The following is a 25,897-nucleotide window of genomic DNA, read 5'->3' on the forward strand; positions in this document are numbered from 1 at the left end:
CCGCGATCAGACCCAGGATGATCGCCGGGATGATCAGGATGTGCGCGGTGTAGAGCATCGGGATGATGTCCGTGCCGGGGAACTCCCCGCCGAACATCAGCCAGTTCAGCCACGTGCCGATGACCGGGAACGAGATCAGCAGCGCCGCCATGACCCGCAGGCCGGTGCCCGAGAGCAGGTCGTCGGGCAGCGAATAGCCGAGGAAGCCCTCGATCGCGCCGAGCATGAACAGCACGATGCCGATGACCCAGTTGATCTCACGCGGCTTGCGGAACGCGCCGGTGAAGAAGATCCGGAACATGTGCACGACGATCGCGGCCATGAACAGCAGCGCCGCCCAGTGGTGCACCTGGCGGACGAACAGACCGCCGCGCGTCTCGAACGAGATGTCGAGCGTGGACGCGAACGCCCGCGACATCTCGATGCCGCGCAGGTTCTCGAACGAACCGTTGTAGGTGACCTCGGTCATCGACGGGTCGAAGAACAGAGCGAGGTACGTACCGGACAGCAGCAGGACGATGAAGCTGTACAGCGCGATCTCACCGAGCAGGAACGACCAGTGCGTCGGGAAGACCTTGTTCAGCTGCTTACGCAGACCAGAGGCCGCGTGGTACCGCTCGTCGGCAGCGTTGGCCGCCGCCCCTGCGACGCGCGCGGCCGCGTTGGCCGGCTTCGTCGGCGTGGTGATGGCACTCATGACTTCCGCTCCCAGAACGCCGGACCCACAGCCTCGATGAAGACGCTGCAGGCAATCGTCGATCGGTACGTTTTCAACGTTAGGCGAGCGCCGGGTGCATCGCACAACGATGGATCGTCGTCGCGGTCGAGTAGCTGAGAGATGTCCTTCATCAGGAAGTGTGCTTCTCAGCAGAGCCGGTGAGCGCACGCCTGGACGGCGTCAACTTGTGGGGCTTCTCCGCTTTGCGCGGCGGCCTGTCGTTGGCGATGATGACCGCCATCCACGGCAGCGGCACGGACAGCAGGATGAGTCCGAGCGCCAGCTACCAGACGTTCGCGAACAACACGGCCAGCACGATGCAGGGAATCCGCATGCTCATCATGAGGGCGTAACGGCGCTGCCTTGCCGCGAGCTGGTCCTGGAAAGACGGCGCGGCAGAAGTGATCAGCACAGGATGTTCACCACGGGGGGAGTTCATGGAAGACCTCCGTTCTCACAAGGAATTCGCTGCCATGCCTGATCCGGTTCATGCCTGATGCGTCACACCAGGCCCGATGGCCGACTGCGGAGAACCTCTTCATGCGTTCCGGTCAGCTGCACAACCGGCGGTACAGCGCCGCGAACGGCTCGGCAACGGCATCGATGTGGAACCGCTGCCGCACAGCCTGCTGCCCGGCTGATGCGATCGGAGCCGTTACAGCGCCGAGGCTGATGACCTGGGCAAGACTGGCAACACCTACGCGCGGCGACTGCTTGTCGAAGCGGCCTGGCACCACGCGCCCGCTACGCACCCGGCAAGATCATGCGGGAGCGCTGGGAACTCGCCCCATCCGCGGCGACGTCGGCAACCGGCGGCTGCACGACCGCTGGATCGATTGCAACCTGGGGTGCGAACACGTGCTGATCGCCGACGTCGCTGTAGCTACTGAACTGGCCGGCTGGTGCTGGTCGCTGGCGGTTACGGACGACTGACCCAACCTCCACCGCAGCCCGCTTCGTCGCCACCGTTGAGGCGGGACAGCAGCGCGTGGAGCAACGCGCGACAGGACTATGAGCATCCGACCCCGCCTGCAACGCTCGACCTTGGACACGCAGCCTGCTTCTGCCGAACAGCCCGCCCTGCGGTAGTCAACCCGCGCGCAACGGGCTGACCGCGTGTCGCCTGCGACACGCTCTTCGATCGCAACGAAACACGAGGTGCCCGCCGGGGACCTCCTCGAGGGCGCCTCACCTGGCCCCATTGGCAAGAGGCCACTACGTATCAAGCCTCGACGCGTCCCAGCAGATGACGCAGCGCGCTCTCCAGCTTCGGATGGCGGAACGTGTGTCCAGCGTTGGTCAGCGCTGCGGGACGGACGAGTTGATTCGCTTCAGCCAGTTCTCGGGCGCCTTGCTCGCCCAGGAGCAATCGCGGTCCGAAGGACGGCACGGGCAGCAGTGCGGGGCGGCGCAAGACCTTGGCGAGCGTGGCCGTGTAATCGCGGTTGCGCACCGCCTCTGGCGCCACGGCGTTCACAGGTCCGCTGAGCGAGTTGTCGTAGAGCGCACGGTGATAGATGTCCACCAGGTCGTCCATCCCGATCCACGACTGCCACATGCGCCCGTCACCGAGCCGCCCGCCCAGGCCGGCCGCGAACATCGGGTGGAAGAGGCGCAAGGTGCCGCCTTCGGGAGACTGGACCAGCCCGGTGCGCACGTTGACGACCCGCACGCCGGCCGCCGAGGCGGGAGCGGTGGCTGCCTCCCATTCGGTCACCACGTCTGCCAGGAAGCCTTCACCGCGCTCACTGTTCTCGGTGAGCTCCTCGTCGCCGCGGTCCGCGCCGTAGAACCCGATGGCCGAAGCGCTGACGAAGACCGGTACGCCACTGGCGGCGGCCAAGTCGGCGAGTGCACGAGTCGGCCCGATCCTGGAGGAGCGGATCGCCCGTCGGTGTGACTCCGTGAACCGGCCGGCGATCGAAGCGCCTGCCAAGTGCACCACCGCATCCACCCCGGACAGCAGATCCGGTGCGGGCCGATCGGGCTCCCAGCGGCGCTCGTCCGGGCCTTCGGGAGAGCGGCGCACCAGTTTGACCGTCCGGTGGCCCGCCGTGCTGAGGAATGACCACAGGGCGCTTCCCACGAACCCGCTGCCACCGCTGATCGCCACGGTCATCGGCTGGTCGCCGGCAGCCCGTGCGGCAGCCTGCGCGGTCAGGTCGGCGGCGAGTTGACGGTGCCGGTAGGCGAACATGGACCGCAGCAGCGCACCGGGCACGGGAGTGTCGACCCGGTCGGTCATCCGCGTCTGGCTGCTCTCCGGTTCGAACTCATGGGTGTGCCGCCACTTGAGCGCCCAACTCAACGGCGCGGAATCGAGTTCGTCGACGAACCGGTGAGGCGGCGAGTAACCGGTGTGTCGAGCACCCCATCGCAGCCCCAGCGGTAGCCCGAGGATCGCACGCCCGCCGTCGAGGCTGCTCGCCTCTCGACGAACCGAGACCGGCTGCCACGGCGGCGTGAGCCGATGGATTGCTCCGGGCCGTTCGTGCCAGGCGAACACCTCGTCCACAGGCGCGTCGACGACGCTGGAAAAGATCAGGGTCATACAAAGAACGCTAGGTGCGTCCTTTCGTCTTCGCTTGATGGCGCATGCCACCCTCAAGACTTCTGGAGCGAGGCGCGTCCGAGTCCGTGCGTCGCCGATCCCGATCGCCGAACCGATTGAGCAGGAGTGGTCCACGGCCGTGACAGCGTCTCGTGTTGGCGGCGGATTGATGAGATCCGGTGGACCTGCTTCGTCCGAGCTGATCGAGTTGAGCGCTCGACAACTCCTTCATAGCCCTCGGCCGCACTTCTGGCCACCGAACCAACGACGGGGGAGAGCTTCGCCTCGTACCACCACGCTCGGCAGTTGCCGGAAGACCCCCGCACGCGCGGGGAGAACTCCGACCTATTCACCGTTATGCGCGAACTCCTCGGCACCGCCCCCGCACGCGCGGAGAGAACAGTTCGGTCGTGCCATCGGCATCTCGGCCGTCGGACCCCCGCACTCGCGGGGAGAAACCGTCGCTCACTGCGGTGAATCTGCGGGCGAGGTGCCGGCCGACGACGGCTGGGTAGTGGGACGGCTACCGGGGTGTGGCGCATCGTCAGGGCCGGAGCATGCGGCTGATCAGTCGCAACGACCTGGACTTCATGGGACGTTTCCCTGAGATGGAGCTGTTGCCCGACCTGCCTGCACCACCGGACCGCCGTGCTCGACGGTGAGATCGTCGGGTTGGACCAGGAAGGGCGACCGAACTTCGGACCGCTCCAGCAGCGGAACAAAGGCTTCGGCGTGCGTGAGTTGCGCAGAAATCACGGTTCATGATCACCCGATGGTGTTCTACCGTCACCCGGTTGGCGGCCAACCAGGTTGTCGTGTTGGGCGTGAACCTCTAAGCGCGCCGCGATCGCGGTGTACTTAGAGGGGAGCAATAGCGATGAAGGTGGGAATCAGGCGGAGCCTGGTCACGATGGTTGGTGTGGGGGTGCTGGTGCTAACCGCGAGTCCCGCGTCAGCGGCGAGCACGGTGAACATCAGTGCCAACGACGGTTCCGGCAGCGCTACCGCCACCGCGTGGGGCCAGTTCCGTGGTGCGATGACCGGGAGGCTGAGGGCGACCAACGGCAAGAAGGTCTACGTCGAGGGCCTGATCGTGTTCGATGGGAACACCGATCAGAACTGCGGCAGGATGACCGGGGACGTCACCTCGGGCTCGCTCGTCTCGGTCAGCGGGGACTGCTCCGTAAATCCGCAGGTCGGACGGCCAAGCGGTATGAAGTTCCGGGTGTGCACCAACATCAACAACCTGCCCGATCCGTGTGGTTCCTGGAGCGCGAAGAGCTCCTAAGCACACGTCCGCCGGCCCGGAGATGCGATCAGCGTCTCCGGGCTCCCATTCCGCTGCCGTCGATGATCGTTGGGGGAACGCGTACGGATCCGGCGGGGTGCCACCCTCGATCTGCAATTCCTCGCCGCGCTTTGTTCTAGAAGTGGATCATCACTCGCTGGGCGGACGGCACGCAGCGGTTCATGAACCAGATGACGAGGAAGTGCCTCGACGACAGCGTCGAGGCAGGGTTCCGGACCTTCGGCTGCAACAAGCTGACGTACCAGAGTTTCTTCGTGGAGGACCGCGGCCACCCGGTCTACCGGCTCAAGAACCAGGCGACGCTGCCGTGCCTGGACGACAGCGAGAAGTTCCTGCGCCCCTTCGGGGGCAACGAGCTGCGGTACCAGCGCTGGCAGGCGAACCCGTAGTCGCCCTTCGCCGGGGCGTGCCCCGGTGACCAGCGGCCGTTGCCGTTCGCCTCGTACGAAGCCGTGCGGGGCGAACGGTGCGTCGCGGGCCGCGTGCTCGCCGGGTTCAGCTCAGTGATCCTTGGAGCATGCTGATTCCGTGCTCTTGCTGGCCCAGCCGTTGGGCGGACACGTCGACCACGCGGTAGGTCTCGAGGTCGAGGGTGTCCGGTACCGGCATGTCGGCTTGGCCGTTCGTGAGCACGCCCAGCGGGATCATCGTGGCCGCGCCGTCGTAGAGCCACACCTGGTACAGGCCGTCCGGTGCGGGCATGCCGTCGACGGAGACCCGCAGCACCGTGCGGTCTGCGGTGCGCACGACACGTGCGGTGCCGCGTGCGGTGCCGGGAGCGGACGCGAGCCGGGCCAGATCCACCTGTGCCAGAACCTGTTCGGTGGTCGCGGGCGTGAGGAACCTGTCGACCGCGATCGAGCCCGCCGCGCCGACGATCGCCGCCACGGCCGCCACCGCGAGTAACGCGCGCCAGCGGCGCGGTGGCCGGTGCAGCGGTACGACGGGAGCCGTGTCCTGCCCGGTCTCGGCCGCTATGCGCTTCCAGACGTCGTCGGAGGGCATGGGCAGGTCGGCTTCCGCGCGGGTCTCGCGGCCGAGGTCGACGACTTCGCGGAGCGCGGCGAGTTCCGAGCGGCATTCGGCGCACGCGCGCACGTGGTTCTCGGTGGACTCGTCGGCCATCGGTTCGCCCAGCGCCAGCAACGTGAGCAGGTCGGGGTCAGCGTGCGTCACCGTTCACCTCCCAACGCTGCCTGAGCCGGGCCATCCCGCGCCGCAGGTGGCTCTTCACCGTGCCCAGCGGCAGGCCGGTGCTCGCGGCGATCTGGTCGTGCGTGAGATCATCGTAGAAGGCCAGGAGCAGGACCTGTCGTTGCTGGGGCGACAGTTCGCCGATCGCCTCGAGCACCACCAGCCGGTCGACCACCCGTTCGGGCCGCACCGGTTCGTCGGACTCGGCACCGCCGCTGGTGCTGTGCAGCATCTTCACGATGCGCTCGTCACGACTGCGTGAGCGCAGCACGTCGATCGACCGGCGGCGGGCGATGGTGAGCAACCAGACGAGCAGGCTGCCCTTGGCGGGGTCGAAACTCTCCCTGCTGCGCCAGGCTGTCACGAACGTCGTCTGCACCACGTCCTCGGCGTCCGCGCGTGACGGCAGGCTCGACGCGGCCACCCGCAGCACCGCTGGGGCGTAGCGCTCGTAGACGGCTCGAAGTGCGCCTTCCTCACCTGCGACGAAGGCCTTGGTCGTCTCGTCGACGGTGTCGCTGGCGCCGGTCAGCACGGTGACCCCCGCGGGCAAGATCGCACCACCTGACCGAATCTAGGGCTCGCGGACGAGGTTCGCTCAACGGGCGGGGCGGGCGCGCCCACACCGTGGTGGGCGCGCCCGGACAGGGGAGGCCTCAGCGCAGCACCGGGTTGCCGTACCCGATGACCAGCCCGGCGGTGAACGCGGTGACACCGAACGTGCTGTTCAGCACCGACGCGGCACCGGGCGTCAGAGCGAGCGTGACACCCTGCGGCGTCGCGGCACCGATGGTGAACAGGTCAGCGCGCTGCCTGAAGTTCACCAGACCGGACAGCACACCCCGGTTGAGGTCGATCGTGTAGTTGGTCAGGTACAACCGGGTGTGCCCGGCCTGCAGCACGAGTCCGCCGATGTGCTCGATCGTGCCGTCGGACGGGTCGCCGACGATCGCGAAGCTGATCGCCCCTCCCGTCCTGCCGGCGAACACCGGCTTCACCTTGACCCCCAACGAGGTCAGCGCCGCCGCGGCGGCGGGGTCGAGCGTCAGATCGGTGCGGCCCTTGAAGAAGTTGCCCCACGCCTTGCCGTTGGAGGCCGTCGCGGAGACAGGGGCGGCGGTGGCGGGTGCGGTCACCGCCGCGCCACCGGCGAGGGCGATGCCGAAGGCGACTGCTGCGGCGATCATGCGGTTGCGCATGGAAGCACTCCTCATCCGTCGTGTGGAACAGGTCGTGAAGGGGTACGACCAGTACCGGCTCCGTGGATGCAGTAGTCGCGAAATCTCTTACGTGACGGAGCAGACACGAACCCGATGAACCTCCGATGCGAACCAAAGAGGACAACGGAGGTGTGGCTGTGAACTCGCATCGACGCGAAAGCCCCGTATTGATCACCTCGGCGGCCCCGTCCTACGAGGAGCAACTCGCTGCACGGCGGCGCCGGTATGCCCTGATGATGAGCCTGCGCATACCGTGCGTCGTGCTGGCTGTGCTCTTCGCGAAGATCTGGTGGCTCGCGCTGGCCCTGATCCTGCTGTCGGTTCCGTTGCCGTGGATGGCCGTCCTCATCGCCAATGACCGGCCACCGCGCAAGGCGGAAGCACCACAGCGACTTCAGCCGTCACGGAGGGCGCTCACGCCGAGCGATGAAGACCAGGAAGCGCGATGACCGATCGCACCGTGGTGGTGGGATACGGGGACGCGGCGATGGACGTGCTGCGACATCTTCCGTTGAACCTCGGGAACCCGGACGTCCTCGTGCTCGACCCCGACCCGGTCGCCCTGATCGGCGCGCTGGCCAACGGCGCCAGGGTCGCGCGGGGCAACGGCAGGGATGTCGGCGCGTTGCGGCGGGCGGAGGTGCCGCTCGCGACACGGGTGGTGATCGCCGTCCCCGTCGACCTGGACGGACTGCTGATCACCATGGCCGTGCGCGCCCTCAACAAGACCGCGACGATCGTCGCCGCGGCTCGCGATCCCGGCAGCCAGGGCCTGTTCACCAGGCTTGGCGCTGACGAGGTCTTCGTGCGTACCGGGTCAGTCTGACAACCGGCGGTAGAGCGCCGCGAACGGCTCCGCGACGGCGTCGATGTGGAACCGCTCACGCACGGTCCTCTGGCCGGCTGCCGCGATCGGCGCGGCAGCGGGACCCAGGCCGACGACGCGGGCCAGTTCCTCGCCCAGGGACCGCGAGGTGGACGTGTCGACCAGGAAGCCGTTGTGTCCCTGATCGATGTAACAACGCAGACCGCCGCGCTGCGGACCGACCGCGAGCAGCCCGGCCTCCATCGCCTCGAGCACGGCTATGCCGAACTCCTCCTTCGCGCTGGCGCAGGCGTAGACGTGCGGAGAGCCGGAGGCTGGCGCCGCGGATGCCAGTTCGTGTTGCAGCACCCTGATGTCGTGGTTCGTCCAAGCGGACAGGACGGCCAGTCGTCCGCGTGCGGACGGAGCGGAACGGGCGAGGTCGAGCACCTCGTCGAGCACCGCCTGTTCGTCCGGTGTCCGGTCGGTGGAGGAACCGCCGATGATCACCAGTGCGGTCGAGTGCTGCAGGCCCGCCTCCAGCCAGGCCCGCACCAGCAGGGGCTGCTGCTTCATCGGGTGCAACCGCCCCACGTTGAGCAGTACCGGAAGGCCCTCGGCGGAGGCGGAGAGCCGGGGGAGTGCCGAGGGGGCGGACAACTCCGTGATCCGTGACCGCCCGGAGGCAGGGGGCGCCGGCGAAATGCCTTCCTCCAGTGCCAGCAGAGCGGAGGGCACGAGCTGCGGAAAGTGCGTCAGCACCTCGTCCTGCCTGCCACCGATGGTGATCACCTGGTCGGCGCGCTCGACGAGATGATCGGCGGCGCGCACGCGGTGCAGGTCGAACCGCATGGCGGTGAGGTCCGCGACGTCCTCCCGATGGCGCTCGGCCAGGTGCCGGTGCGGGTCCGGCGTGACGGTGAACACGAGCTTCGCGTCGAGCAGACGGGCGGCGTCGGCCACGGCGAGGGAGCCGTCGTCGGAATAGCGGACGTGCACGACGTCCGGCGACAACCCGCAGCGCGGCAGGAGTCTCGTGAGCCACCACGTGATCCCGGCCCGGTGAACCGCCATGTCCGGCTGGCCGAGCGCTGTCGGCGAGTCGACGGGCACGTGCACCGTCCAATGGTCGAGATCGGCGTTCTTCGTCACGGTCACGGTGGTCGGTTCCGGCGCGAGCACCACGGTGACCACACGGCCGATGTCCTGCCGCCGCACCAACGCGTCCGCCAGCGAGGAGAGGAACACGGTGAGCCCGCCGCTCGCGCCCTCACCCGGCCGGGCGGTTCCACCGATGAGCATCGACTGGGCGATCGTCGGTCCGGCAGCGGGCGGTGCCACGGGCAGTGCGAGATCGTCGTGCAGAAGATCGAGCATCAGCTTTTCATAGGGGGAGCGGGGATCGTCGTCGACTGGCTCGCCGAGCGCGTCCAGGTAGCGCCACAACACCGGACCCGAGGCGGCGGCGCGTGCCTCGCCGGGGTTCAGCGGGGCGAGGCGGTGCACCGTGGCGGCGTCGAGCAGTCGTGCCCTGGCCTCATCGTCCTCTGTGGATAGGACCGCCCCGCGCAACTCGGTGGTCACCGCGCGGACGCCGTGCACTCGCACGGTCGTGGCGATCTGTTCGCACGCCATGGAGAAGGTCGTTGGACTTGAATCGCTTGTCAGGGATGCGATCAGGGCACGAGGGCTTCGCGCCGAGAGAGCGTTCCCTGCCCGCCGGGTTTCCAGTGCTCGCTGTACTTCTGGATGTGTCCGCACCTCTGGTGTTCGAACCGGAGGGGGTGGTCGGATCGAATGTTTTCCAGTTCTGCCAACAAGGAGGAGTCCGGTGCCGCGTTTTGTCGTTGTCAGTCCGCCTTTCCGCTCGCACGCCCAGCCCATGTCGGTGTTCGCGACGGCGTTGAGCGAGGTGGGAGCGGGTGAGGTGACGTTCGCCTGCGGTGCCGAGTTCGCTGATCTCGCTCCCGGCATCCCTTTTGTGGCAATGAGAACCACTCGCGAGTCGAACAACGGGGTAGCGGAGCGGACCGCACAGGACACCCGCTCGGAGAGCGATGTCACCGCTTTCCTCGAAGCCACCAAAGGAGGTGCCGCAGCGGCACTGCTGGCGCAGACACGGCGTCGCAGAGCCGAACCGCTCGTCGCGGCCGAACAGGTCATGCGCGATCTGAATGATCTGCACGACGCCCTTGAACCTGACTGGTACGTCGTCGACCAGATCGACTACGCCACCACGCTGGCCCTGCACGCCTCAGGTCGGCCGTTCTTGTCTTATGTCACAGGGCATCCAACCTATCTCGTCAACCGTGAAGACCAGTTCTTCGGGCTGCCGCAGGCGTGGCCGTCGACCGTCCGCCCGTCGCCGGAAGAGCTCACGGAACTGACCGCGGAAGTGCGTCTCACCGATCGCGCCCTCACCGATGCGTTCGCCGGGTTTCTGCGCGACTTCGCGCCTGCCCGGCCGGTGCCGCCCCGCGCGTTCGCACTGACCTCCCCTCACGCTGCCGTGATCAACTACCCGGAGCTGCCCTGGCTGCCGCCGTTGCCGGTGCGCCAACAGCAGGTCTTCCTCGGCCACTGCACGACACCTGAGCCGCTCGACGACGTGTGGCGTGACCGCGTACGAGGCCGCCGAGTACTGCTCGTGGCGCTCGGCACGTTCCTGTCCGCTCGGCACGACGTGTTGCGCACGGTGATCCGAGGCGCGTTGCGGATTCCCGGCCTGACCGTGGTGGTCGCCGCAGGAGGTCGTGTCGCCGAACTTGCCGATCTCGCCGCAGATCCGCGTGTCGTCGTGGAATCCGTCGTTCCCCAGCGCGCGTTGCTGCCGCACATGGCCGCGATGGTGCACCACGGCGGCAACAACTCCTTCACCGAGTGTCTCGAGGCGGGGGTTCCCGCGGTGGTGCTGCCGTTCTCCAGCGACCAGTTCTGCATCGCCCACGACGCCGAGCGTGCGGGTGCGGGCGTGTGTCTTGATCCCAACACCCTCGAGCCCGAAGACGTGACGGAGGCGCTGCGGTCGCTGCTGGACGAGCCGGAACCGTTCGCCGGCTTGCGTGACGCCGTTCGGGCGGCCGGCCCCGCTCGGGGAGCGGCACGACTGCTGGAGGTCCTGGAGCGCGGAACTGCTCCAAGATCCCGGTGACGCACACTGCGCCTTCCGCCGTGTCGGCCATGTGTACATGGTCGTCCGGCAGAACCCGGCCTGCATGATGAGTGGGCGGTCTTGTCGACCGCCAGAGGTTCGAGTTGGGACGAGCAGAACCGCGCGTTGACCGTGCCGGTACGTCCGTCAACGAGGTCGAACGGAGTCGCACTGACCTGCGGGAGTCGTGTTTCCGCAGGTCAGCGCGGCGTTCATGCCACAGGAATCCACTCCGTCTTCACCGTCACCGAGTCCAGCGCGTCCGGCAACGGCGTCACCCCGAGCCCCGGCCCCGTCGGCACCGTCAGGTGCCCGTCCTCCAGCACGAACGGCTGGGTGACGTCCATCTGGTAGTAGCGGTCGGACGCCGAGGTGTCGCCGGGCAGCGTGCAGCCGGGCAACGCCGCCAGCGCCACGTTCGCGGCCCGTCCGATGCCGGTCTCGAGCATCCCGCCGCACCACACCGCGATCCCGTGCGCCGCGCAGACGTCGTGGATGCGCCGCGCCTCCAGGTAACCGCCGACCCGGCCGGGCTTGATGTTGACGATCTGGCAGGCGCCGAGCTTGATCGCGTCGGCCGCCGACGACGCCGAGGTGATCGACTCGTCCAGGCAGATCGGTGTCTGAACGACCTTGGCGAGCTCGGCGTGCGCGAGCAGTTCCTCCTCGTCCAGCGGCTGTTCGATCAGCAGCAGGTCGAACGGGTCGAGCTTCGCGAGGTGCCTTGCGTCGCCGAGGGTGTAGGCGGTGTTCGCGTCGACCTGCAGCAGGACGTCCGCGAACCGTTCGCGCACCGCTCGGACGGGCGCGATGTCCCAGCCGGGCTCGATCTTCAGCTTGATCCGCTGGTAGCCCTCGTCGACGTATCCGGTGACGGCGTCCAGCAGTTCCGGGATCGAGTTCATGATCCCGACCGACACCCCGCACGGCACCCGGTCGCGGACGGCGCCCAGCTCACGGCCGAACGACACGCCACGCGCACGCAGTTCGGCGTCCAGCACCGCCATCTCCAGCGCTGCCTTGGCCATCCGGTGCCCGCGGAACCGGGCGACCCTGGGCGCCACCGAGGTGCCGTCGATCGGGCCGGTCAGCGCGGGGATCAGGAACCGCCGCAGCACGTCCGCGCAGCCCTCCATGTACTCGGAGGAGTACACGGGGTCGGCCATCGCGACGCATTCGCCCCAGCCCTCGCCCTCGTCGGTGACCGCGCGCAGCACCATCAGCTGCCGCACGGTCTGCGTGCCGAACGAGGTGCGGAACGGCGACTTCAGCGGCATCTCGACCCAGCGGATCTCCACCCCGTCCAGCTTCACGAACTGCTCCTCTCCACGACGTACCAGCCCGACCTGTCGAACCCGGTGACGGTGGCACCGTCGGCGAGCAGCCCGCCGAGCACCTCCCGCACGGCGTAGCGCCACTCCTGTGCTGCGGCCGGGTTCGTGGCCCTCAGCGTCTCGATGTCGGCGGGCACGGCGACGAGAACCGTGCTGCCCGAACAGACTCCGGGCACGGGCAGGCCGTCCTCGGAGATGCCGAGCCCGACCACGCCCGTCGCGCTGACGGTCCGCGGCTGTCCGGCGCACGCGGACTCGACCTCGGGGGAGGCGATCCGCCAGCTGATCAGCAGCCGGTCGGTCTCGCCGCCGCCGTTGATGTCGTCGTCCATGTGGCCGTAGAAGTCAGGCAGGTACTCGGTCGCGTGCGCGCCGAGCTTGCCCAGGTTGAAGTACGCGTTGCGGCGCACCAGCGGGTCGAACGTCCAGGTGACCTCGGTCATCCCGCGTTCGAGCGCCCACGTCCGCTGGTCGAGCTTGAGCGCGTACCCGACGTTGCGGCCGCGCATGCCTGCCGCCACCCCGGCGATGTGACTGTGCAACGCGCCGGCGGCCGGGGGCGAGCAGAACCCGATGCAGGCACCCACCAGGGCGTCACCGTCGAACGCGCCCGCGACGTAGCTGCCCGCCTTGGTCATCGCCCGCAGCAGCTCGGCGGTCACCGGGGGAGTGGTGTCCGATCGCCAGATCGACTCGTACAGCCTTTGTGTGGCAAGGAGTTCCGCGTAGTCCGTGAGCTGACGGACCACCACGTCGTGTTTGACCAACGTCATGTCAGCTCCCTCACGAGCGCCGAGAGCAGTTCGGTGCGCGGGACGAGTTCCGACACCAGCACGTGCTCGTGCTCAGCATGCGCCCCACCTCCGACGGCGCCAAGTCCGTCGAGCGTCGGCACGCCCGCACCCGCGGTGAAGTTGCCGTCGGACGCGCCCCCGACCGCGGCCTGCGTGATCCCCGGCAGGAGCCGGGAGGCGAGGTCGAACAACGCCCCGGACGCCGAAAGCTCCATCGGCGGGCGGTTCGGGCCGCCGTCCACCTCGACCTTCGCGTCGTCGAGCACGGCCTTGAGTGCCTTCATGTCCTCGTCCACCCTGGACTGCTCGTCGAGGGTCCGCACGCGCACGTCCACCATGAACTTCCCTTGCGCGGGAACGGTGTTCGTGGTCGTACCGGACGACAGCACGGTCGGCACCACGGTGGTGCCGAGTCCGGCGTCGGCCAGCAGCGACACCGCCAGGATCTGGTGCGCCGCCTCGATCGTCGCGTTGACCCCGCGTTCGGGCTCCAGCCCGGCGTGCGAGGCGCGGCCGTGCAGTGTCACCTCGTACATCGACGTGCCCTTGCGCTCGGTCTTCAGCGCGCCGCCGTCCGCCGAGCCCTCGCAGACGAGGACGGCCGAGTGCTCCACGGCCTCGGTCTCGATCAGCCCGCGCGACGACGGCGAGCCGATCTCCTCGTCGCCGGTGACGAGAACCGTTACCCCGTCGGGAGAACCCAGCGCCGCGACGGCGTGGAAGATCATCACGACGCCGGTCTTCATGTCGAAGCAGCCCGGCCCGCGCAGCACGCCGTCCCGCACGCTGAACGGGATCCGGTCCAGCGTGCCGAGCGGCCACACCGTGTCGTGGTGGCCGAGCAGCAACACCTTGCGCGGTCCCGATCCCAGCCGCCAGCGCAGGTGCGTGCGGCCGTCGAGCACGATCCGTTCCGGCTCGGCCCCGAGCAGCGCGGCACCCACCTCGGCGGTGACCTTCGCGCTGCGGGCGACCGCGGCCAGATCGGTGGAGGGCGACTCGCAGGACACGAGCCGCTCGATGTCGTTCAGCAGGTTCATGAGGACACCTTCGGAGTGGCGCGGACGCCCATGTGGACGTACTGCTCGCCGGTCGGCAGCGAGTAGAACACCAGCGAGGACCAGCTCTTCGAATCCGGCCACAGGTAGAGGAAGACGTCGTCACCCGCGGGCACGAGGTCGACCGCGGGCGGCTTGGGGAACATGCCGGCCATCGGACCCGTGGGCGTCACGTCCAGCTGCAGCCCGTTCTCACCCTCGACCACGTCGAGCCGCATGGAGGCCCGCTCGTACCTGCCCGCGTACCGCGAGTTGTCCACGGCGGGCGGTTCGGCGGCGGGCTGCCGCGGCATCGGCATGTCGACGCCCGCCAGTTCCGCGAAGATCTCCTTGTACAGCTCCAGGTACACCTCGCGGGCCGTGTCGCCGTTGGTCAGCAACGTGACCGCGAGGTCGTGCTCGGGCAGGATGCGCAGGAACGCGGACTGCCCGATGGTGTTGCCGTCGTGGCCGATCAGCCGCTGCCCGTCCCAGCCGAACCGGATCCAGCCGACGCCCCACGAGTCGCCCAGCGCCTCGGGATCGGGCACGTCGGTCTGCTTCTCGGTCATCACCGCCGCGGACTCCTCGGACAGCACGCGCGTGCCGTCCTCGGCCAGCCCGCCGCGGAGGTGCATCGCCGCGAACTTCAGCACGTCCCCGGCGCAGGCGAAGATCGTGCCGGCGGGGCCGAGCGAGCGCGGCAGCATCCACACCGGTGCCGGTTCGAGCTTCTCGTCCTTGGTCACGTGACCGACGGCGGCGCGGTGCAGCAACGCCTCCTCCGGCAACGTGCCCGCGCGGGTGAGGCCCAGCGGTTCGTAGAGCCGCTCCCGCATCGCCACGTCCCACGTCTTGCCGGTGAGCTTCTCGATCACCCGGCCGGCGAGCACGAAACCGGCGTTGCTGTAGGAGAAGGTCGCGCCGAGCGGGTGGTTCTGCGCCGCGTCGGCGAGGAGTTCCGTGTAGCGCTCCAGGCAGTCGTCACCGCGGCCGGTGTCGGTGAAGTTGTCGCCGTCGATGCCGCTGGTGTGCGTGAGGAGGTGCCGCATGGTCACCTTCTGCTGCACGACGGCGTCCGAGAGCTTCAGTTCGGGCAACACGTCGGCGATCGGCGCGTCGAGGTCGATCAGGCCCTCGTCGACGAGCTGCATGACGACCGTCGTCGTCCACACCTTGCCCATCGACCCGATCTGGAAGATCGTGTCGTCGGTGACCTCGACGCCGGTCGAGAGGTTCAGCACGCCGTGGTGCGCCTGCAGGGTCTCGCCCTTGTACAGGATGCCGAGTGCGGCGCCGGGCAGGTCGTGCTTCTTCGCGAGCGCGGAAAGCCTGCGCTGCCAGTGCTTCTGGTCGAGCGGCTTGCGGTTCTCCACGTGCTCGCGCACCCAGTCGACGACGCGGCGGTTGAAGTCCTCGCGGTGCGACGGCTTGCCGTTGAGGATGAACAGGTGCGACTCGTCCGGGTAGAGCACCAGCTTCGCCGGCACGTCGTTCTGGCGCAGCGCGGTGAACCACTGCTCGGCCTGGCCCACGGGGCACCGGTCGTCGGCGGCGCCCTGGTAGACCAGCGTCGGCGTGCGGACGTCGTTCACGCGCGTCAACGGGGACAACTCCGCGAGGTGGTCGCCGGTGCCGCCCAGTTCCAGCGCGGTCAGGTAGTGCCCGCCGTCGGACGTGCCGGCCATGCTCGTCAGGTCGGCGACCACACCACCCGCGACGGCGGCGGCGAACCTCGGGTCGCGGCTGGTCAGGTAGCAGGTCATGTAGCCGCCGTAGCTGTAGCCGGTGACGGCGAGCTTCGCCGGGTCGGCGAGACCTTCGGCCACCAGCTGGTCCAGCGGCTCGAGGAAGTCCTTCGCGTCGGCCTTGCCCCACGCGCCGAGCGCGGCCCGGTAGAAGTCCTGGCCGTAGCCGTCGCTGCCGCGCGGGTTGAGCAGCAGCACCGCCCAGCCCTGCTGTGCCAGCACCTGGTGGTAGAGGTGCACCGGGTCGGCCGTGCCGTTCCACGCGTTGTGCGGGCCGCCGTGGATGTCGAGCAGCAGCGGCAACGGGCCGGTGCGCTCGGGGTCGCGGACCAGCCAGCCGTGCACGACGGTGCCGTCCGAGATCGTGAACTCGCGGTCCTCGCGGACGAACGGCTCGACCTTCGTGTGTCCGGTGTGGACGGTCGGTTCGCCGGTGGTCAGGTCGACGGTGGCGATCTCGCCGTACGAGGTGGGCGTGCCCAGGACGATGGCCGCGGTGTCCCCGGCGACCGAGAGCCCGGCCACCAGACGGGATTCCCCGCCCAGCACCAGGCGTGGCTCGCCGCCGTCCAGATCGACGGCGTAGAGCTGGGTGCAGCCCCGGTCACGGGCGCAGAACAGCACCTCGCCGTCACGCTGCACGGGCAGTCCGCCGGGGTATCCCACCATGCCGGCCATGACGTTGCGGTCGAGCGGCGAGGACAGGCTGCGCACCTCGCCGTCCAGGGTCAGGAGCAGCAGGTCGAGGTGCCCGGCGTCGGCGGAGGTGCGTCCGATGACGAGCAGACCGGCGTCGGTCCACGTGACGGTCGCGGCCTGTCCGTCGGCGAGACCGACGACCTCCGGTTCCTTCGCACCGTCGGCCGCGACGACGTGCACCGGCACGCGGAACGACAGGTCGGCGTCCTCGTCACGGGCCGCCGTGAAGGCGAGCCGGGTGCCGTCCGGGGACCACGACGGGCTGTTGGCGTGCCAGTCGCCGCTGGTGATCTGCCGGACCTCGCGGGTCTCCAGGTCGAGGACGTGCACGTGGGCGCGGACGCTGCGCAGGTAACCCGCGCCGTCGGCCTTGTGGTCGAGACGGCTCGTGACGATCGGCGCGGAGGCGTCGGCGATGTCGACGGGTGCCGTGAACGCGAGCTTCGTGCCGTCCTCGCTCCACACCGGCGCCCCCGCGCCGAGCGGGAGGTCTGTGAGCTTCTCCGGCTCGCCGTCGAGCAGCCAGAGCTGGGCCGGGCCGTCCTGGGCGCGCAGGAACACGAGCTTCCCGTCCGGGGAGAAGGCCGGTGAGGTGTCGGCCTTGCCCCTGGTGAGCTGCTTCGCGGTGCCGTTCACGACCCGCCAGAGCGCGCGCTCGTCGCGGTCGTTCTCGCGGTCGGTGGTGCGCAGGACGTAGACGATCTCGGATCCGTCGGGCGAGACGGCGGGCTGTTCCGGCAGCGCGTGGCCGTACAGGTCTTCGATGGTGGTCACGTGGCGGATCCCCTCAGCTCGGAACGAAACAGGTCGAGCACGTTCTGGCCCAGGACGCGGACGACGTCGTCCTCGGGCCATCCCCTCTTCTGCAGTGCCTCGGTCACCAGCGGCAGACCCGCCGGCCCCTCCAACCCTGGCAGGAATCGATCGGTCGGGACGCCCTCGATCAACTGCGCTTCGCAGCACGGTGGGGTGACGTCCTCCAGGACCTCCTTGACGAAGTCCGGGCCGAGACCGACGTGGCGCACGCCCATGACACCCGCGATGTGCTCGATGTGGTCGATCAGGCGGTCGATCGTGAAGTCGGACTCGTGCAGGAACGGCGCGAAGAAGTTCACGCACACCACGCCGCCGTTGTCCGCGATGCCCCTGAGCTGGGCGTCGGTCAGGTTGCGGTGGTGATCGCGCAAGGCCCGTGCCGACGAGTGCGTCGCCATCACCGGACGGGTCGAGAGCTCCAGCACGTGTTCGACGCCCGCCGCGCCCAGGTGGCTGACGTCGAAGATCATGCCGAGGCGTTCCATCTCGGCGTGCGCGGCGACACCCGCCCTGGTCAGCCTGCTGCCGGTGCCGTCCTCACCGCTGCCGTCGGCCAGCGCGGTGCGGCCGAAGTGGGCCAGCGACGCGATCCGGACGCCGAGCCGGTACAGGGTCTCCAGCAGTTCGACGTCCTCGCCGACGCCCGGCGCGCTCTCCAGCGCGAGCACGAGCGCGATCTGATCGTGCGCGAGGGCCTCGTCGATGTCGGCCGCGTCGTGGCAGAGCCGGGTCTCGGGGCTCGCCTCGGCGATGCGGTGGGCGGCCTCGATCATCCGCAGGGTCTGCCTGAGCGCGCCCTCCGGCCGGAAGACGTCGTCGACGAACACCGGCAGCACCTGCAGGTTCACCCCGCCGGCGTGCAACTGCGGCAGCCACCGCTCCCGGAAGTGCGGCACCCACCGCTCGACGGGCCGGTGCGCGATGGCGTCCAGCAGGTCGTTGTGGGTGTCCGCGACGACGCTGCTCCCGTGCAGATCGTCGATCATGAAGCCTCCAGCCTGGTGTGACGCCTCGGCGCGGCCGCGAGCAGCTCGCGCGTGTACTCGTGTCGTGGATCCTCGAGCACCTGTCCCGCGGGCCCTTCCTCCACGATCGTGCCTTCCTTCATGACGGCGATGCGGTCGCTCACGTACCGCACGACCGCGAGGTTGTGCGAGATGAACAGCATGGAGAGGCCGAGCTGTCGTTGCAGGTCGCGTACCAGGTTCAGCACGGCACCCTGCACCGACACGTCGAGCGCGGACGTGATCTCGTCGGCGATGACGACCCTCGGCTGCCCGGCCAGCGCCCTGGCGAGCGCGACCCGTTGCCGTTGCCCGCCGGAGAGCCTGGCCGGCAGCGAGGTGGCCCGGCCGGGGTCGAGGTTCACCAGTTCGAGCAGCCGCGCGACCTCGGCCTTCTTGTCCTTGCGCTTGGGCATTGCCTCGGCGATCGAGTTCCCGATGCTCATCCGCGGGTCGAGGGACGAGTACGGGTCCTGGAACACCATCTGGACCCTGCCGTCGGCCGTGACGTGGCCGCTGGTGGGCTTCCGCAGGCCGACCGCGGTGGCGGCGAGCGTCGACTTGCCCGACCCCGACTCGCCGACGAGTCCCACGACCTGCCCGGACGGCACGGTGAGGCTGACGTCGTCGACGGCCGTGTGGTGGCCGAAGCGGACCGTGACGTTGGTGAAGACGAGTGCGTTCATCGGACACCTGCCAGTTCGCTCTCGGACTTCCAGCACGCGACCCGGTGGTCCGGCGCGAAGGTCGTGAGTTCGGGTTCCACTTCCCGGCACTGGTCGTCGGCGAGCGGGCAGCGCGGTGCGAACGGACAGCCCCTGCCGATCTCACCGGGCTCCGGCGGCCGTCCGGGGATGACCGCGAGCGGCGCGTCCCGGTCCGTGTCGAGATCGGGGACGGCCTTGAGCAACGCCGTCGTGTACGGGTGCCGCGCGGCCGTGAACAACTCGTCGGTCGGCAGTTCCTCGACGATCCGGCCCGCGTACATCACGAGCACGCGGTCGCAGGTCTGCGCGACGACGGTGATGTCGTGACTGATCAGCAGCACCGCGGCACTGCGGTCCTTCCTGATGCGCGCCAGCAGCTTCAGCACTTCCTTCTGGACCGTGACGTCGAGCGCGGTGGTGGGTTCGTCGGCGATCACCAGCTGCGGTTCGCCCATCAGCCCCATCGCGATCATCGCCCGCTGCCGCATGCCGCCGGAGAACTCGTGCGGGTACTGCCCGGCCCGCCGGTCCGGTTCCGGGATGCGCACGGCCCTGAGCCGGTCGACCGCCTTGCCGAGCGCGGCCTTGCGCGTGAACCCCTGGTGCACCTCGGACACCTCGGCGAGCTGCCGTCCGATCCGCTTGGTCGGGTTGAACGACGTCATCGGGTCCTGGAACACCATCGCCAGCTGTGTGCCCAGCTCACGGTCAGGTGTCTGCTCGAGCGGTTTCCCGTTGAACTGCAACGTGTCCGCGGTGACCACGCCGGGATGTTCGACGAGCCGCGAGACGGCCAGCGCGGTGAGGCTCTTGCCCGACCCGGACTCACCGACCACGCCGATCATCTCTCCGTTGTGGACGGTGAACGACACCCCGCGCACCGGCGCGACCCCACCGGGGAACGTGACGTGCAGGTTCCGCACGGTCAGCAGCCCAGCCTCGGGTTCTGTGCCGGTGGACTGCGGTTTCGGCGTCACCGCGCCTCGCTGCTGGTTCCGGTGACCTGCCGCGGCGGCCTCACCGAACAGGTTGAACGCCAGCCCCGCGACCACCACGGCGATCGCCGGCCCCAGCGCGGGCGCGGGGGAGACGTAGATGCGGTTGAGGCCTTCGCCGAGCAACCGCCCCCAGTCGTAGGAGGGCGCCTGCACCCCGATCCCCAGGAACGACAGTCCCGCGAACGCGGTCAGCGCGGACCCGGCCGCGAGCGTGGCGTTGATGACGAGCGGCTCGGCGATGTTGGGCAGGACGTGCCGCGTCAGCAACCGGAACCGGCCCACCCCGCACACCTTCGCCGCGGCGATGAAGTCGCGTCCGCTCACCGAGGCCGTCAGCGTCTGGGTGAGGCGCGCGAACGACGGCGTGATCGCGAACGCGATGGCCAGCACCGCGCCGATCGTGCCGGTGCCGAAGATGACGGCGAAGAACAGGGCCAGCAGCAGTCCGGGGAACGCGACGGCGATGTTGACGCCGGACGTGACGATCCGGGCCGCCCATCTCGGCAGCACCGAGGGGATCGAGCCGAGGAGCAGCCCGGTCGTCACGCCGATGACGGTCGCCAGCAGCGCGAGGCCGATGGTGAGCCGGGTGGCCACGAGGACTCGGTAGAAGATGTCGCGGCCGAGTTGGTCGGTGCCGAGCAGGTGGTCGGCGGACGGGCCCTGCTGGAGGGCGTCGGTGTCGATGGCGGCGGCGCGGTCGCCCCACAGGATCGGGGCGAAGATCGCCAGGGCGATGAGGACGGCGAGGAGGGCGGCGGACGTGGCGCCGACGGGGGAGCGGAGGACGGTCAGGCGGCGCACGCGGCCTCCCCGGAGGCGAGGTTCGTGCCGGGGGAGCAGGGGACGGCCGGGTGGCGCGCGAGACTTCTCGGGGAGTCCACAGAGGACCGCGGGTGCAGAGCCGGGCGCATCACGCCTCCCCTGAGTTCGGGCCGCATGCCCAGCGGGTGGGGAACCGGGCGCATCACGCCTCCCTGATCGTCGAACGCGGATCGAGCATCGCCAGCACGACGTCCACCACCAGGTTCACCAGCAGCACCCCGGCCCCGTACACCAGCACGATGCCCTGCACCGCCGGGTAGTCCTTCTGCTGGATCGAGCCGACGATGGTCGACCCGAGCCCCGGCCACGCGAACACGTTCTCCACCAGCACGGTCCCCGCGACCAGGGCGGCGAGCATCATGCCGCCCAGCGTCAGCGTCGCCGTGACGGCGTTGGGCAGCGCGTGCCGCACGTACACCAGCCGGGCCGGCAGGCGCTTGGCCCTGGCGGTGCGCACGTAGTCGTTGCCCAGCACCGAGAGCAGCTCCACCCGCACGATCCGGGCGAGCACCGCGGCCGGTCCGATCGCGAGGGCCAGCACGGGTAGCACCCACGAGCCGGACGCGTCGTTGCCCGCCACGGGGAACAACCCGAGCTGCACCGCGAAGAGGCTCACGAGCCCGACCGCGAGCAGGAACTCCGGGATCGCCGCGAGCACCACGCTGGACGAGGTGAACGCCAGCTCGCCGCCACGCCGGCGGCCGCCCTTGGTCAGCACCGCCATCCCGACGCCCACCGGCACCGCCACGACGACCACGACCAGGAACGCCAGCACCGCCAGGTGCACGGTGGCGGGCAGGCGGTCGCTGATCAGCGACGCCACGGGGGTGCCACTGATCAGCGACGTGCCGAACTCGCCGCGGAACAGGCCACTCAGGTAGTGCCAGTACTGCACGGGCAACGGGTCGTCGAGGCCCAGCGCGGCGCGGCGGGCCGCGACGAGGTCCGGTGGTGCCGCGAGCCCCAGGGACTCGCGGACCGGGTCGCCCGGGATCAGGTGGATCATCAGGAAGGCCGCGGTCACCAGCACCCACAGCGAGGTCAGGAAGCGGAGTGCCCGCCGCCGGGCGAACGGGGCCCAGCCCGTCATGAGGCCAGCATCCGGATCGAGGTCGGGTCGAGGCTGTCGCTGATCGTGAACTTCGCGCCCTTCACGAACGTCGGCACGACGGCGTCGTAGTACGGCACGAAGCTGGCGTCGCGGACCAGGGCGGCCTCGGCCTTGTTCCAGTGCTCGCAGCCCTCCGCGCCGGCCAGGGACGCGGCCTGCTTCGACGCCGCGGCGAACTCCGCGTTGTCGATGTGGCCGAAGTTCACGCCCTGCGGCGGCACCGGGCCCGAGGCGAACGGGACGAACTGGCTCGGCAGCGACAACGTCAGCGGCACCATCGACGCGTCCCACGCGCCGGTGCCGAACAACGTCTGGTTGATGCCCGCGGCGTCGGCCGGTGCGATCTCCACGCGCACACCGATTCCCTGCCACGCCTGCTGCACCAGCTCGGCGGTCGCCGTCAGCGTCGGGCCCAGGACGGTCGGCTGGAGCAGCTTCACCGTCAGCTGCCTGCCGTCCTTGGCCCGCGTGCCGTCCGCTCCGGCCCGCCACCCCGCCGAGTCCAGCGCGCTCAAGGCGGCCGCCTTGTCGAAGGCGGGCACGTTCGGGCCCACGTTGTCCCCGGTGCACGGCCGGGGTTCCACCGTCACGAGGGTCTTGGACGGCCTGCCCTTGCCGTTGGTGAGCACCTTGCCGACCTGGGCGAGGTCGAGCGCCTGGACGAGTGCGCGCCGCACCGCGGGGTCCTGGCCGGGGTGCCCGTCGGCCTGGTTGAACGTCAGCGTGCCCAGAGGGGTGGCGTTGTCGACGTGGTCGAGCTTCTGGGCCAGCAGGCGTTCCTGGTCCGGGCCCGCCACGGTGGCGGCGGTGAGCTGACCGGACAGGAAGAGATTCACGGCCGTCGTCTCGTTCGCGATCACCCGCACGACGACCTTGTCCGGCAGGCCCTGCTGGTCCTTCTGCCAGTCACCGGGGCCCCACGCGAAGTCCTTGCGCCGCTCCAGGGTGTAGTGGTCGTTGGGCACGATCTCGGAGATCTTGAACATGCCGGTGCCCTGCTCGCCCTTGGCGAGCAGCGAGCGGTCGCTCAAGCCCTTGGCGCACACGATCGGCAGCGTGCCGGCGTTGGTCAGCAGGAACGCGTCCGGCGCGCCGGAGGTCACCGTGACGGTGCGGTTCGCGTCGTCCGCCGTGGCCGTCGTGCCGGGGGCGACCTGGAGCCCGGCCAGCGGCGAGTTGTTCTTCGGGTCGCCGACGAAGGTGATGTTCGCGGCGACGTCCGAGGCGGTCAGCGGTGCCCCGTCGGCACACGTGACTCCTTGGCGCAGCGTGAAGGTCGCCGTCGTGACGGTCGCCTCCCACTTCTCGGCGAGCCCGGCCACGATGTCACCGCTGGACGTGCGCTCGATCAGCCTGCCGTAGAGGAACCGCCCGACCTGCCGCGCCACCGACAGCACCGTCAGCGCGGGGTCGAGCGTGCCGGGATCGGCACCGACCGACATCGTGAAGGTCCTGCCCTCGGCCAGGTCCTGGCCGCCGGACTGGGCCGACGTTCCGCAGCCGGCCAGGACCACGGCCGCGAGCACCGCCACCGCACGCTTCATGACGTCCTCCGGATCTCGTCGACGGCGAGGCGTCCTGCCCGGCCGATCACCGCGTCGGCGGCGGGGTTGCGCAGGTCGAGCGACTGCGAGCGGGTGAACACCGCGACGGCGTAGCCGCGGCCGTCCGGGTAGGTGACGACGCCGGCCTCGTTGCGGACGGTCGGCAGCGTGCCGGTCTTGGCGGCGACCAGGACGTCGGCGGGGAAGCCGGAGGAGAGCCGGTGCGGCCAGATCTGCTGGGCCATGATCGACCGGACCTGCGCGCACGCCTCGGGTGCGGCCGCGCGGTCGGTCCAGATGGCGTCGAGCAACGTCGTGATCTCCCTCGGTGTCGAGGAAGTCGTGCGTGCGGGATCCACAATGGACAGCTTCGGGACCAGAACGGGATCGGTGAACGCCTCCTCGACGTCCTCGGTGCCCAGGTCCGCGACCACCGACGCGAACAGGTCCTCGCAGCAGCCCAGGATCCGGGTCCGCGGCAGCCCGGCCACCACCGCGTCGACGGCGGCCTGCCCGACCCGGTGGAAGACGACGTCGGTCGCGGCGTTGTCGCTCATCGTCATCATGAACAACGCCAGGTCGCGCCAGCTCATCTCGACGTCGTCGGCACACCCGGCCGTGCCGATCCCGCCGATGCGGTAGCGGGACGTGACGCGCGTCCGTTCGGTCTCGTCGAGGCGTCCCGCCGCCACCTCGGCCGCGTAGGCCACGGCGACCGGGATCTTGAACACCGACGCCAGCACCACCGGCTCGTCCGCGCCGTGCCCGGACTCGCGACCGTCCACCCCGATCTCGCGGGCGTGGACGAACCCCTCCACGCCCGCCTCCGCGAAGGCCTCCGCGATCACCGGGCCACCCGGCGGTCCGCACGGCCGGTGTGCAGGAACAGCGCCCGCCCGTTGCCGTCGTCACCGACGAACGCGTGGGGCATGTGGATTCCCATGACGGGCTCGGCGGCGACGAGCGTGTCGTCGCGCCACGGCACCAGTTCGGTCTTCCCGGCGGACTCCGGGCTCAGCTCGGCCATGATCCCCTTCGGGATGACCTCCATCCAGATCCGGCCGTCCTCGTCCTGGGTGACCACGCGCTCGCCGACCGCCGAGACGTACACGCCGGTGTACCGCTCGCCGTCGACGCGCTCCGGTTCCGAGGCCGGTTCGGGCATCGCGGGCAACTCGACGCCGGCGAGTTCGCGCAGCACGTGCCGGAAGATCGCCTGGTACAGGTCGATGGTCTTGCCGCCGTTGGTCAGCAACGCCACCGCGACGCCGTGCTCGGGCACCAGCCGCAGGAACGCGTTCTGCCCGATCGTGCCGCCGTCGTGGCCGATGACCGTCGCCTGTGGATAGTGGAACAGCTCCCAGCCCAGGCCCCACGCGTCTCCCATCAACGCCAGGTCGGGCACCTGCACCTGGACCTGCCGCATGGCCTCGACACTGGTGGGCGAGAGGACGCCGGCGCCGTCGTTCATGTGCGTCCGCGCGAACTTCAGCAGGTCGCGCGGGCTCATGGCGAGCATCGACCCGGCCGGTGCGTTCGAGCGGACCAGGGCCCAGACCGGCGCCACCTGCGGCCCGGCCTCCTCGTCGTGCGTGAGGTGCCCGGCGGCGGCGCGGTGCAGGATCGCCTCGTACGCGTCCGCGGCGGCGTGGGTGAGGCCGAGCGGCGCGAACAGGTGCTCGCGCAGGCAGTCGTCGTACGACTTGCCGCGCTGCACCTCGACGATCCGGCCGAGCACGCAGTAGCCGGCGTTGTTGTAGCTGAACATCTCGCCGGGCGCGAAGAGCTGGGGCGTGTCGTGCAGCGTGGCGACGTACTTCTCCACGCAGTCGTCACCGCGTCCGGTGTCGGTGAAGAGGTCGCCCTCGAAGCCGGACGTGTGGTTCATCAACTGCCGCACCGTGATCCGCGCGGCGGCGTCCTCGTCGGCGATGCGGAACTCGGGCAGGTAGTCCCGCACGGGCGCGTCGAGGTCGAGCAGGTCCTCGTCGACGAGCTGCATCGCGAGCGTGGTCGTCCAGACCTTGGTGATCGACCCGATCTGGAACACCGAGTCGGTCGTCGTCTCGACGCCGGTGTTCTTGTTGAGCACCCCGGCCGCGGCCTCGGCCACGTCGTCGCCGACGGTGACGGCCACCGCCGCGCCCGGCACCCCGTGCTCGGCCACCAGTCGCGGGAGGTTCTCCTGCAGCCAGTCGTTGATCTCGTTGAGCTTGGACATCCGCGCCTCATCCAGGTCGACGTGACTCCGGTCACCGGCAACGCTAGGTTCGGCGCCCTCACGGCCACCTCGTCGCGCCCGACGAATCTGACCTCCGTGATCTGTCCGCGC

23 protein-coding genes and 1 pseudogene are annotated in these 25,897 nt (G+C 69.6%); 5 read left to right on the forward strand and 19 right to left on the reverse strand.

The window, feature by feature from the left end:
* From PV646_RS15700 to PV646_RS15710, 3 genes and pseudogenes are all read right to left on the reverse strand, one after another.
* Positions 1 to 697 (reverse strand): cytochrome b (locus PV646_RS15700; protein ID WP_500342434.1); only part of this gene is annotated, 697 nt, incomplete at its 3' end.
* Positions 698 to 848: 151 nt separating this feature from the next.
* Positions 849 to 1,157: pseudogene (locus tag PV646_RS15705) on the reverse strand (DUF3099 domain-containing protein).
* A 783-nt stretch (positions 1,158 to 1,940) separates the two neighbouring features.
* The gene (locus PV646_RS15710) at positions 1,941 to 3,320 is read right to left on the reverse strand and encodes a TIGR01777 family oxidoreductase (protein WP_500342435.1); all 1,380 of its coding nucleotides are present in this window, start codon (positions 3,318 to 3,320) and stop codon (positions 1,941 to 1,943) included.
* A gap of 868 nt (positions 3,321 to 4,188) precedes the next feature.
* Here PV646_RS15710 and PV646_RS15715 point away from each other — a divergent pair.
* Both PV646_RS15715 and PV646_RS15720 read left to right on the forward strand, forming a co-directional pair.
* Positions 4,189 to 4,557, forward strand: coding sequence for a hypothetical protein (locus tag PV646_RS15715; RefSeq protein ID WP_500342437.1), 369 nt, complete (start codon positions 4,189 to 4,191; stop codon positions 4,555 to 4,557).
* A gap of 191 nt (positions 4,558 to 4,748) precedes the next feature.
* Positions 4,749 to 4,967 (forward strand): ricin-type beta-trefoil lectin domain protein, encoded by a 219-nt coding sequence (locus PV646_RS15720; RefSeq protein WP_500342438.1) that lies wholly within the window; start codon positions 4,749 to 4,751, stop codon positions 4,965 to 4,967.
* Positions 4,968 to 5,073: 106 nt separating this feature from the next.
* Here the strand turns inward: PV646_RS15720 and PV646_RS15725 are convergent, their stop codons facing one another.
* From PV646_RS15725 to PV646_RS15735, 3 genes are all read right to left on the reverse strand, one after another.
* The gene (locus PV646_RS15725) at positions 5,074 to 5,754 is read right to left on the reverse strand and encodes an anti-sigma factor domain-containing protein (RefSeq protein ID WP_500342440.1); all 681 of its coding nucleotides are present in this window, start codon (positions 5,752 to 5,754) and stop codon (positions 5,074 to 5,076) included.
* Entirely contained in the window at positions 5,741 to 6,325 is a 585-nt protein-coding gene (locus tag PV646_RS15730; protein ID WP_500342442.1) for an RNA polymerase sigma factor, read from the reverse strand. The genes PV646_RS15725 and PV646_RS15730 overlap by 14 nt, the downstream gene beginning before the upstream one ends.
* 103 nt (positions 6,326 to 6,428) lie before the next feature.
* Positions 6,429 to 6,971, reverse strand: a complete 543-nt coding sequence (locus PV646_RS15735) for a hypothetical protein (protein WP_500342444.1) — start codon at positions 6,969 to 6,971, stop codon at positions 6,429 to 6,431.
* Between the two features lie 158 nt (positions 6,972 to 7,129).
* Here PV646_RS15735 and PV646_RS15740 point away from each other — a divergent pair, with 158 nt between their 5' ends.
* Together PV646_RS15740 and PV646_RS15745 are read left to right on the forward strand one after the other, a co-directional pair.
* Entirely contained in the window at positions 7,130 to 7,441 is a 312-nt protein-coding gene (locus PV646_RS15740) for a DUF3099 domain-containing protein (protein WP_500342445.1), read from the forward strand.
* Positions 7,438 to 7,818 (forward strand): NAD(P)-binding protein, encoded by a 381-nt coding sequence (locus tag PV646_RS15745; RefSeq protein WP_500342446.1) that lies wholly within the window; start codon positions 7,438 to 7,440, stop codon positions 7,816 to 7,818. The genes PV646_RS15740 and PV646_RS15745 overlap by 4 nt, the downstream gene beginning before the upstream one ends.
* Here PV646_RS15745 and PV646_RS15750 read toward each other — a convergent pair.
* The gene (locus PV646_RS15750) at positions 7,810 to 9,432 is read right to left on the reverse strand and encodes a glycosyltransferase family 4 protein (protein WP_500342447.1); all 1,623 of its coding nucleotides are present in this window, start codon (positions 9,430 to 9,432) and stop codon (positions 7,810 to 7,812) included. The two genes, PV646_RS15745 and PV646_RS15750, sit on opposite strands and share 9 nt — an antisense overlap.
* Before the next feature lie 196 nt (positions 9,433 to 9,628).
* Between PV646_RS15750 and PV646_RS15755 the strand changes: the two genes are divergently transcribed.
* Positions 9,629 to 10,948 (forward strand): glycosyltransferase, encoded by a 1,320-nt coding sequence (locus PV646_RS15755; RefSeq protein ID WP_500342448.1) that lies wholly within the window; start codon positions 9,629 to 9,631, stop codon positions 10,946 to 10,948.
* A gap of 212 nt (positions 10,949 to 11,160) precedes the next feature.
* Here the strand turns inward: PV646_RS15755 and menC are convergent, their stop codons facing one another.
* From menC to PV646_RS15815, 12 genes are read right to left on the reverse strand one after another with little or no spacing between them, the layout of a single operon-like run.
* Positions 11,161 to 12,261: an o-succinylbenzoate synthase gene (gene menC / locus PV646_RS15760; RefSeq protein WP_500342450.1), complete on the reverse strand. Its 1,101-nt coding sequence runs from the start codon at positions 12,259 to 12,261 to the stop codon at positions 11,161 to 11,163.
* Complete coding sequence (locus PV646_RS15765) at positions 12,258 to 13,055, reverse strand: GNAT family N-acetyltransferase (RefSeq protein WP_500342452.1); 798 nt, start codon at positions 13,053 to 13,055, stop codon at positions 12,258 to 12,260. The genes menC and PV646_RS15765 overlap by 4 nt, the downstream gene beginning before the upstream one ends.
* Positions 13,052 to 14,116: a M20 family metallopeptidase gene (locus tag PV646_RS15770; RefSeq protein ID WP_500342453.1), complete on the reverse strand. Its 1,065-nt coding sequence runs from the start codon at positions 14,114 to 14,116 to the stop codon at positions 13,052 to 13,054. The genes PV646_RS15765 and PV646_RS15770 overlap by 4 nt, the downstream gene beginning before the upstream one ends.
* The gene (locus tag PV646_RS15775) at positions 14,113 to 17,334 is read right to left on the reverse strand and encodes an LpqB family beta-propeller domain-containing protein (protein ID WP_500342455.1); all 3,222 of its coding nucleotides are present in this window, start codon (positions 17,332 to 17,334) and stop codon (positions 14,113 to 14,115) included. Before PV646_RS15775 ends, PV646_RS15770 begins: the two co-directional genes overlap by 4 nt.
* On the reverse strand, positions 17,331 to 18,362 hold the full coding sequence (locus tag PV646_RS15780) for a dipeptidase (protein WP_500342457.1): 1,032 nt from the start codon (positions 18,360 to 18,362) through the stop codon (positions 17,331 to 17,333). Before PV646_RS15780 ends, PV646_RS15775 begins: the two co-directional genes overlap by 4 nt.
* The gene (locus tag PV646_RS15785; protein WP_500342459.1) at positions 18,359 to 19,066 is read right to left on the reverse strand and encodes an ABC transporter ATP-binding protein; all 708 of its coding nucleotides are present in this window, start codon (positions 19,064 to 19,066) and stop codon (positions 18,359 to 18,361) included. The genes PV646_RS15780 and PV646_RS15785 overlap by 4 nt, the downstream gene beginning before the upstream one ends.
* Positions 19,063 to 20,889, reverse strand: a complete 1,827-nt coding sequence (locus tag PV646_RS15790; protein WP_500342461.1) for a dipeptide/oligopeptide/nickel ABC transporter permease/ATP-binding protein — start codon at positions 20,887 to 20,889, stop codon at positions 19,063 to 19,065. Before PV646_RS15790 ends, PV646_RS15785 begins: the two co-directional genes overlap by 4 nt.
* Complete coding sequence (locus PV646_RS15795) at positions 20,877 to 21,053, reverse strand: hypothetical protein (protein WP_500342462.1); 177 nt, start codon at positions 21,051 to 21,053, stop codon at positions 20,877 to 20,879. The genes PV646_RS15790 and PV646_RS15795 overlap by 13 nt, the downstream gene beginning before the upstream one ends.
* Entirely contained in the window at positions 21,053 to 22,000 is a 948-nt protein-coding gene (locus PV646_RS15800) for an ABC transporter permease (RefSeq protein ID WP_500342463.1), read from the reverse strand. Before PV646_RS15800 ends, PV646_RS15795 begins: the two co-directional genes overlap by 1 nt.
* Entirely contained in the window at positions 21,997 to 23,565 is a 1,569-nt protein-coding gene (locus PV646_RS15805; RefSeq protein WP_500342464.1) for an ABC transporter substrate-binding protein, read from the reverse strand. Before PV646_RS15805 ends, PV646_RS15800 begins: the two co-directional genes overlap by 4 nt.
* Positions 23,562 to 24,413 (reverse strand): serine hydrolase, encoded by an 852-nt coding sequence (locus tag PV646_RS15810; RefSeq protein WP_500342466.1) that lies wholly within the window; start codon positions 24,411 to 24,413, stop codon positions 23,562 to 23,564. Before PV646_RS15810 ends, PV646_RS15805 begins: the two co-directional genes overlap by 4 nt.
* Positions 24,410 to 25,786, reverse strand: a complete 1,377-nt coding sequence (locus PV646_RS15815) for a serine hydrolase domain-containing protein (protein ID WP_500342468.1) — start codon at positions 25,784 to 25,786, stop codon at positions 24,410 to 24,412. The genes PV646_RS15810 and PV646_RS15815 overlap by 4 nt, the downstream gene beginning before the upstream one ends.
* Positions 25,787 to 25,897 lie beyond the last annotated feature (111 nt).

The organism is Streptomyces sp. ID05-26A (genome assembly GCF_033794685.1).
Lineage (GTDB): Bacteria > Actinomycetota > Actinomycetes > Mycobacteriales > Pseudonocardiaceae > Lentzea.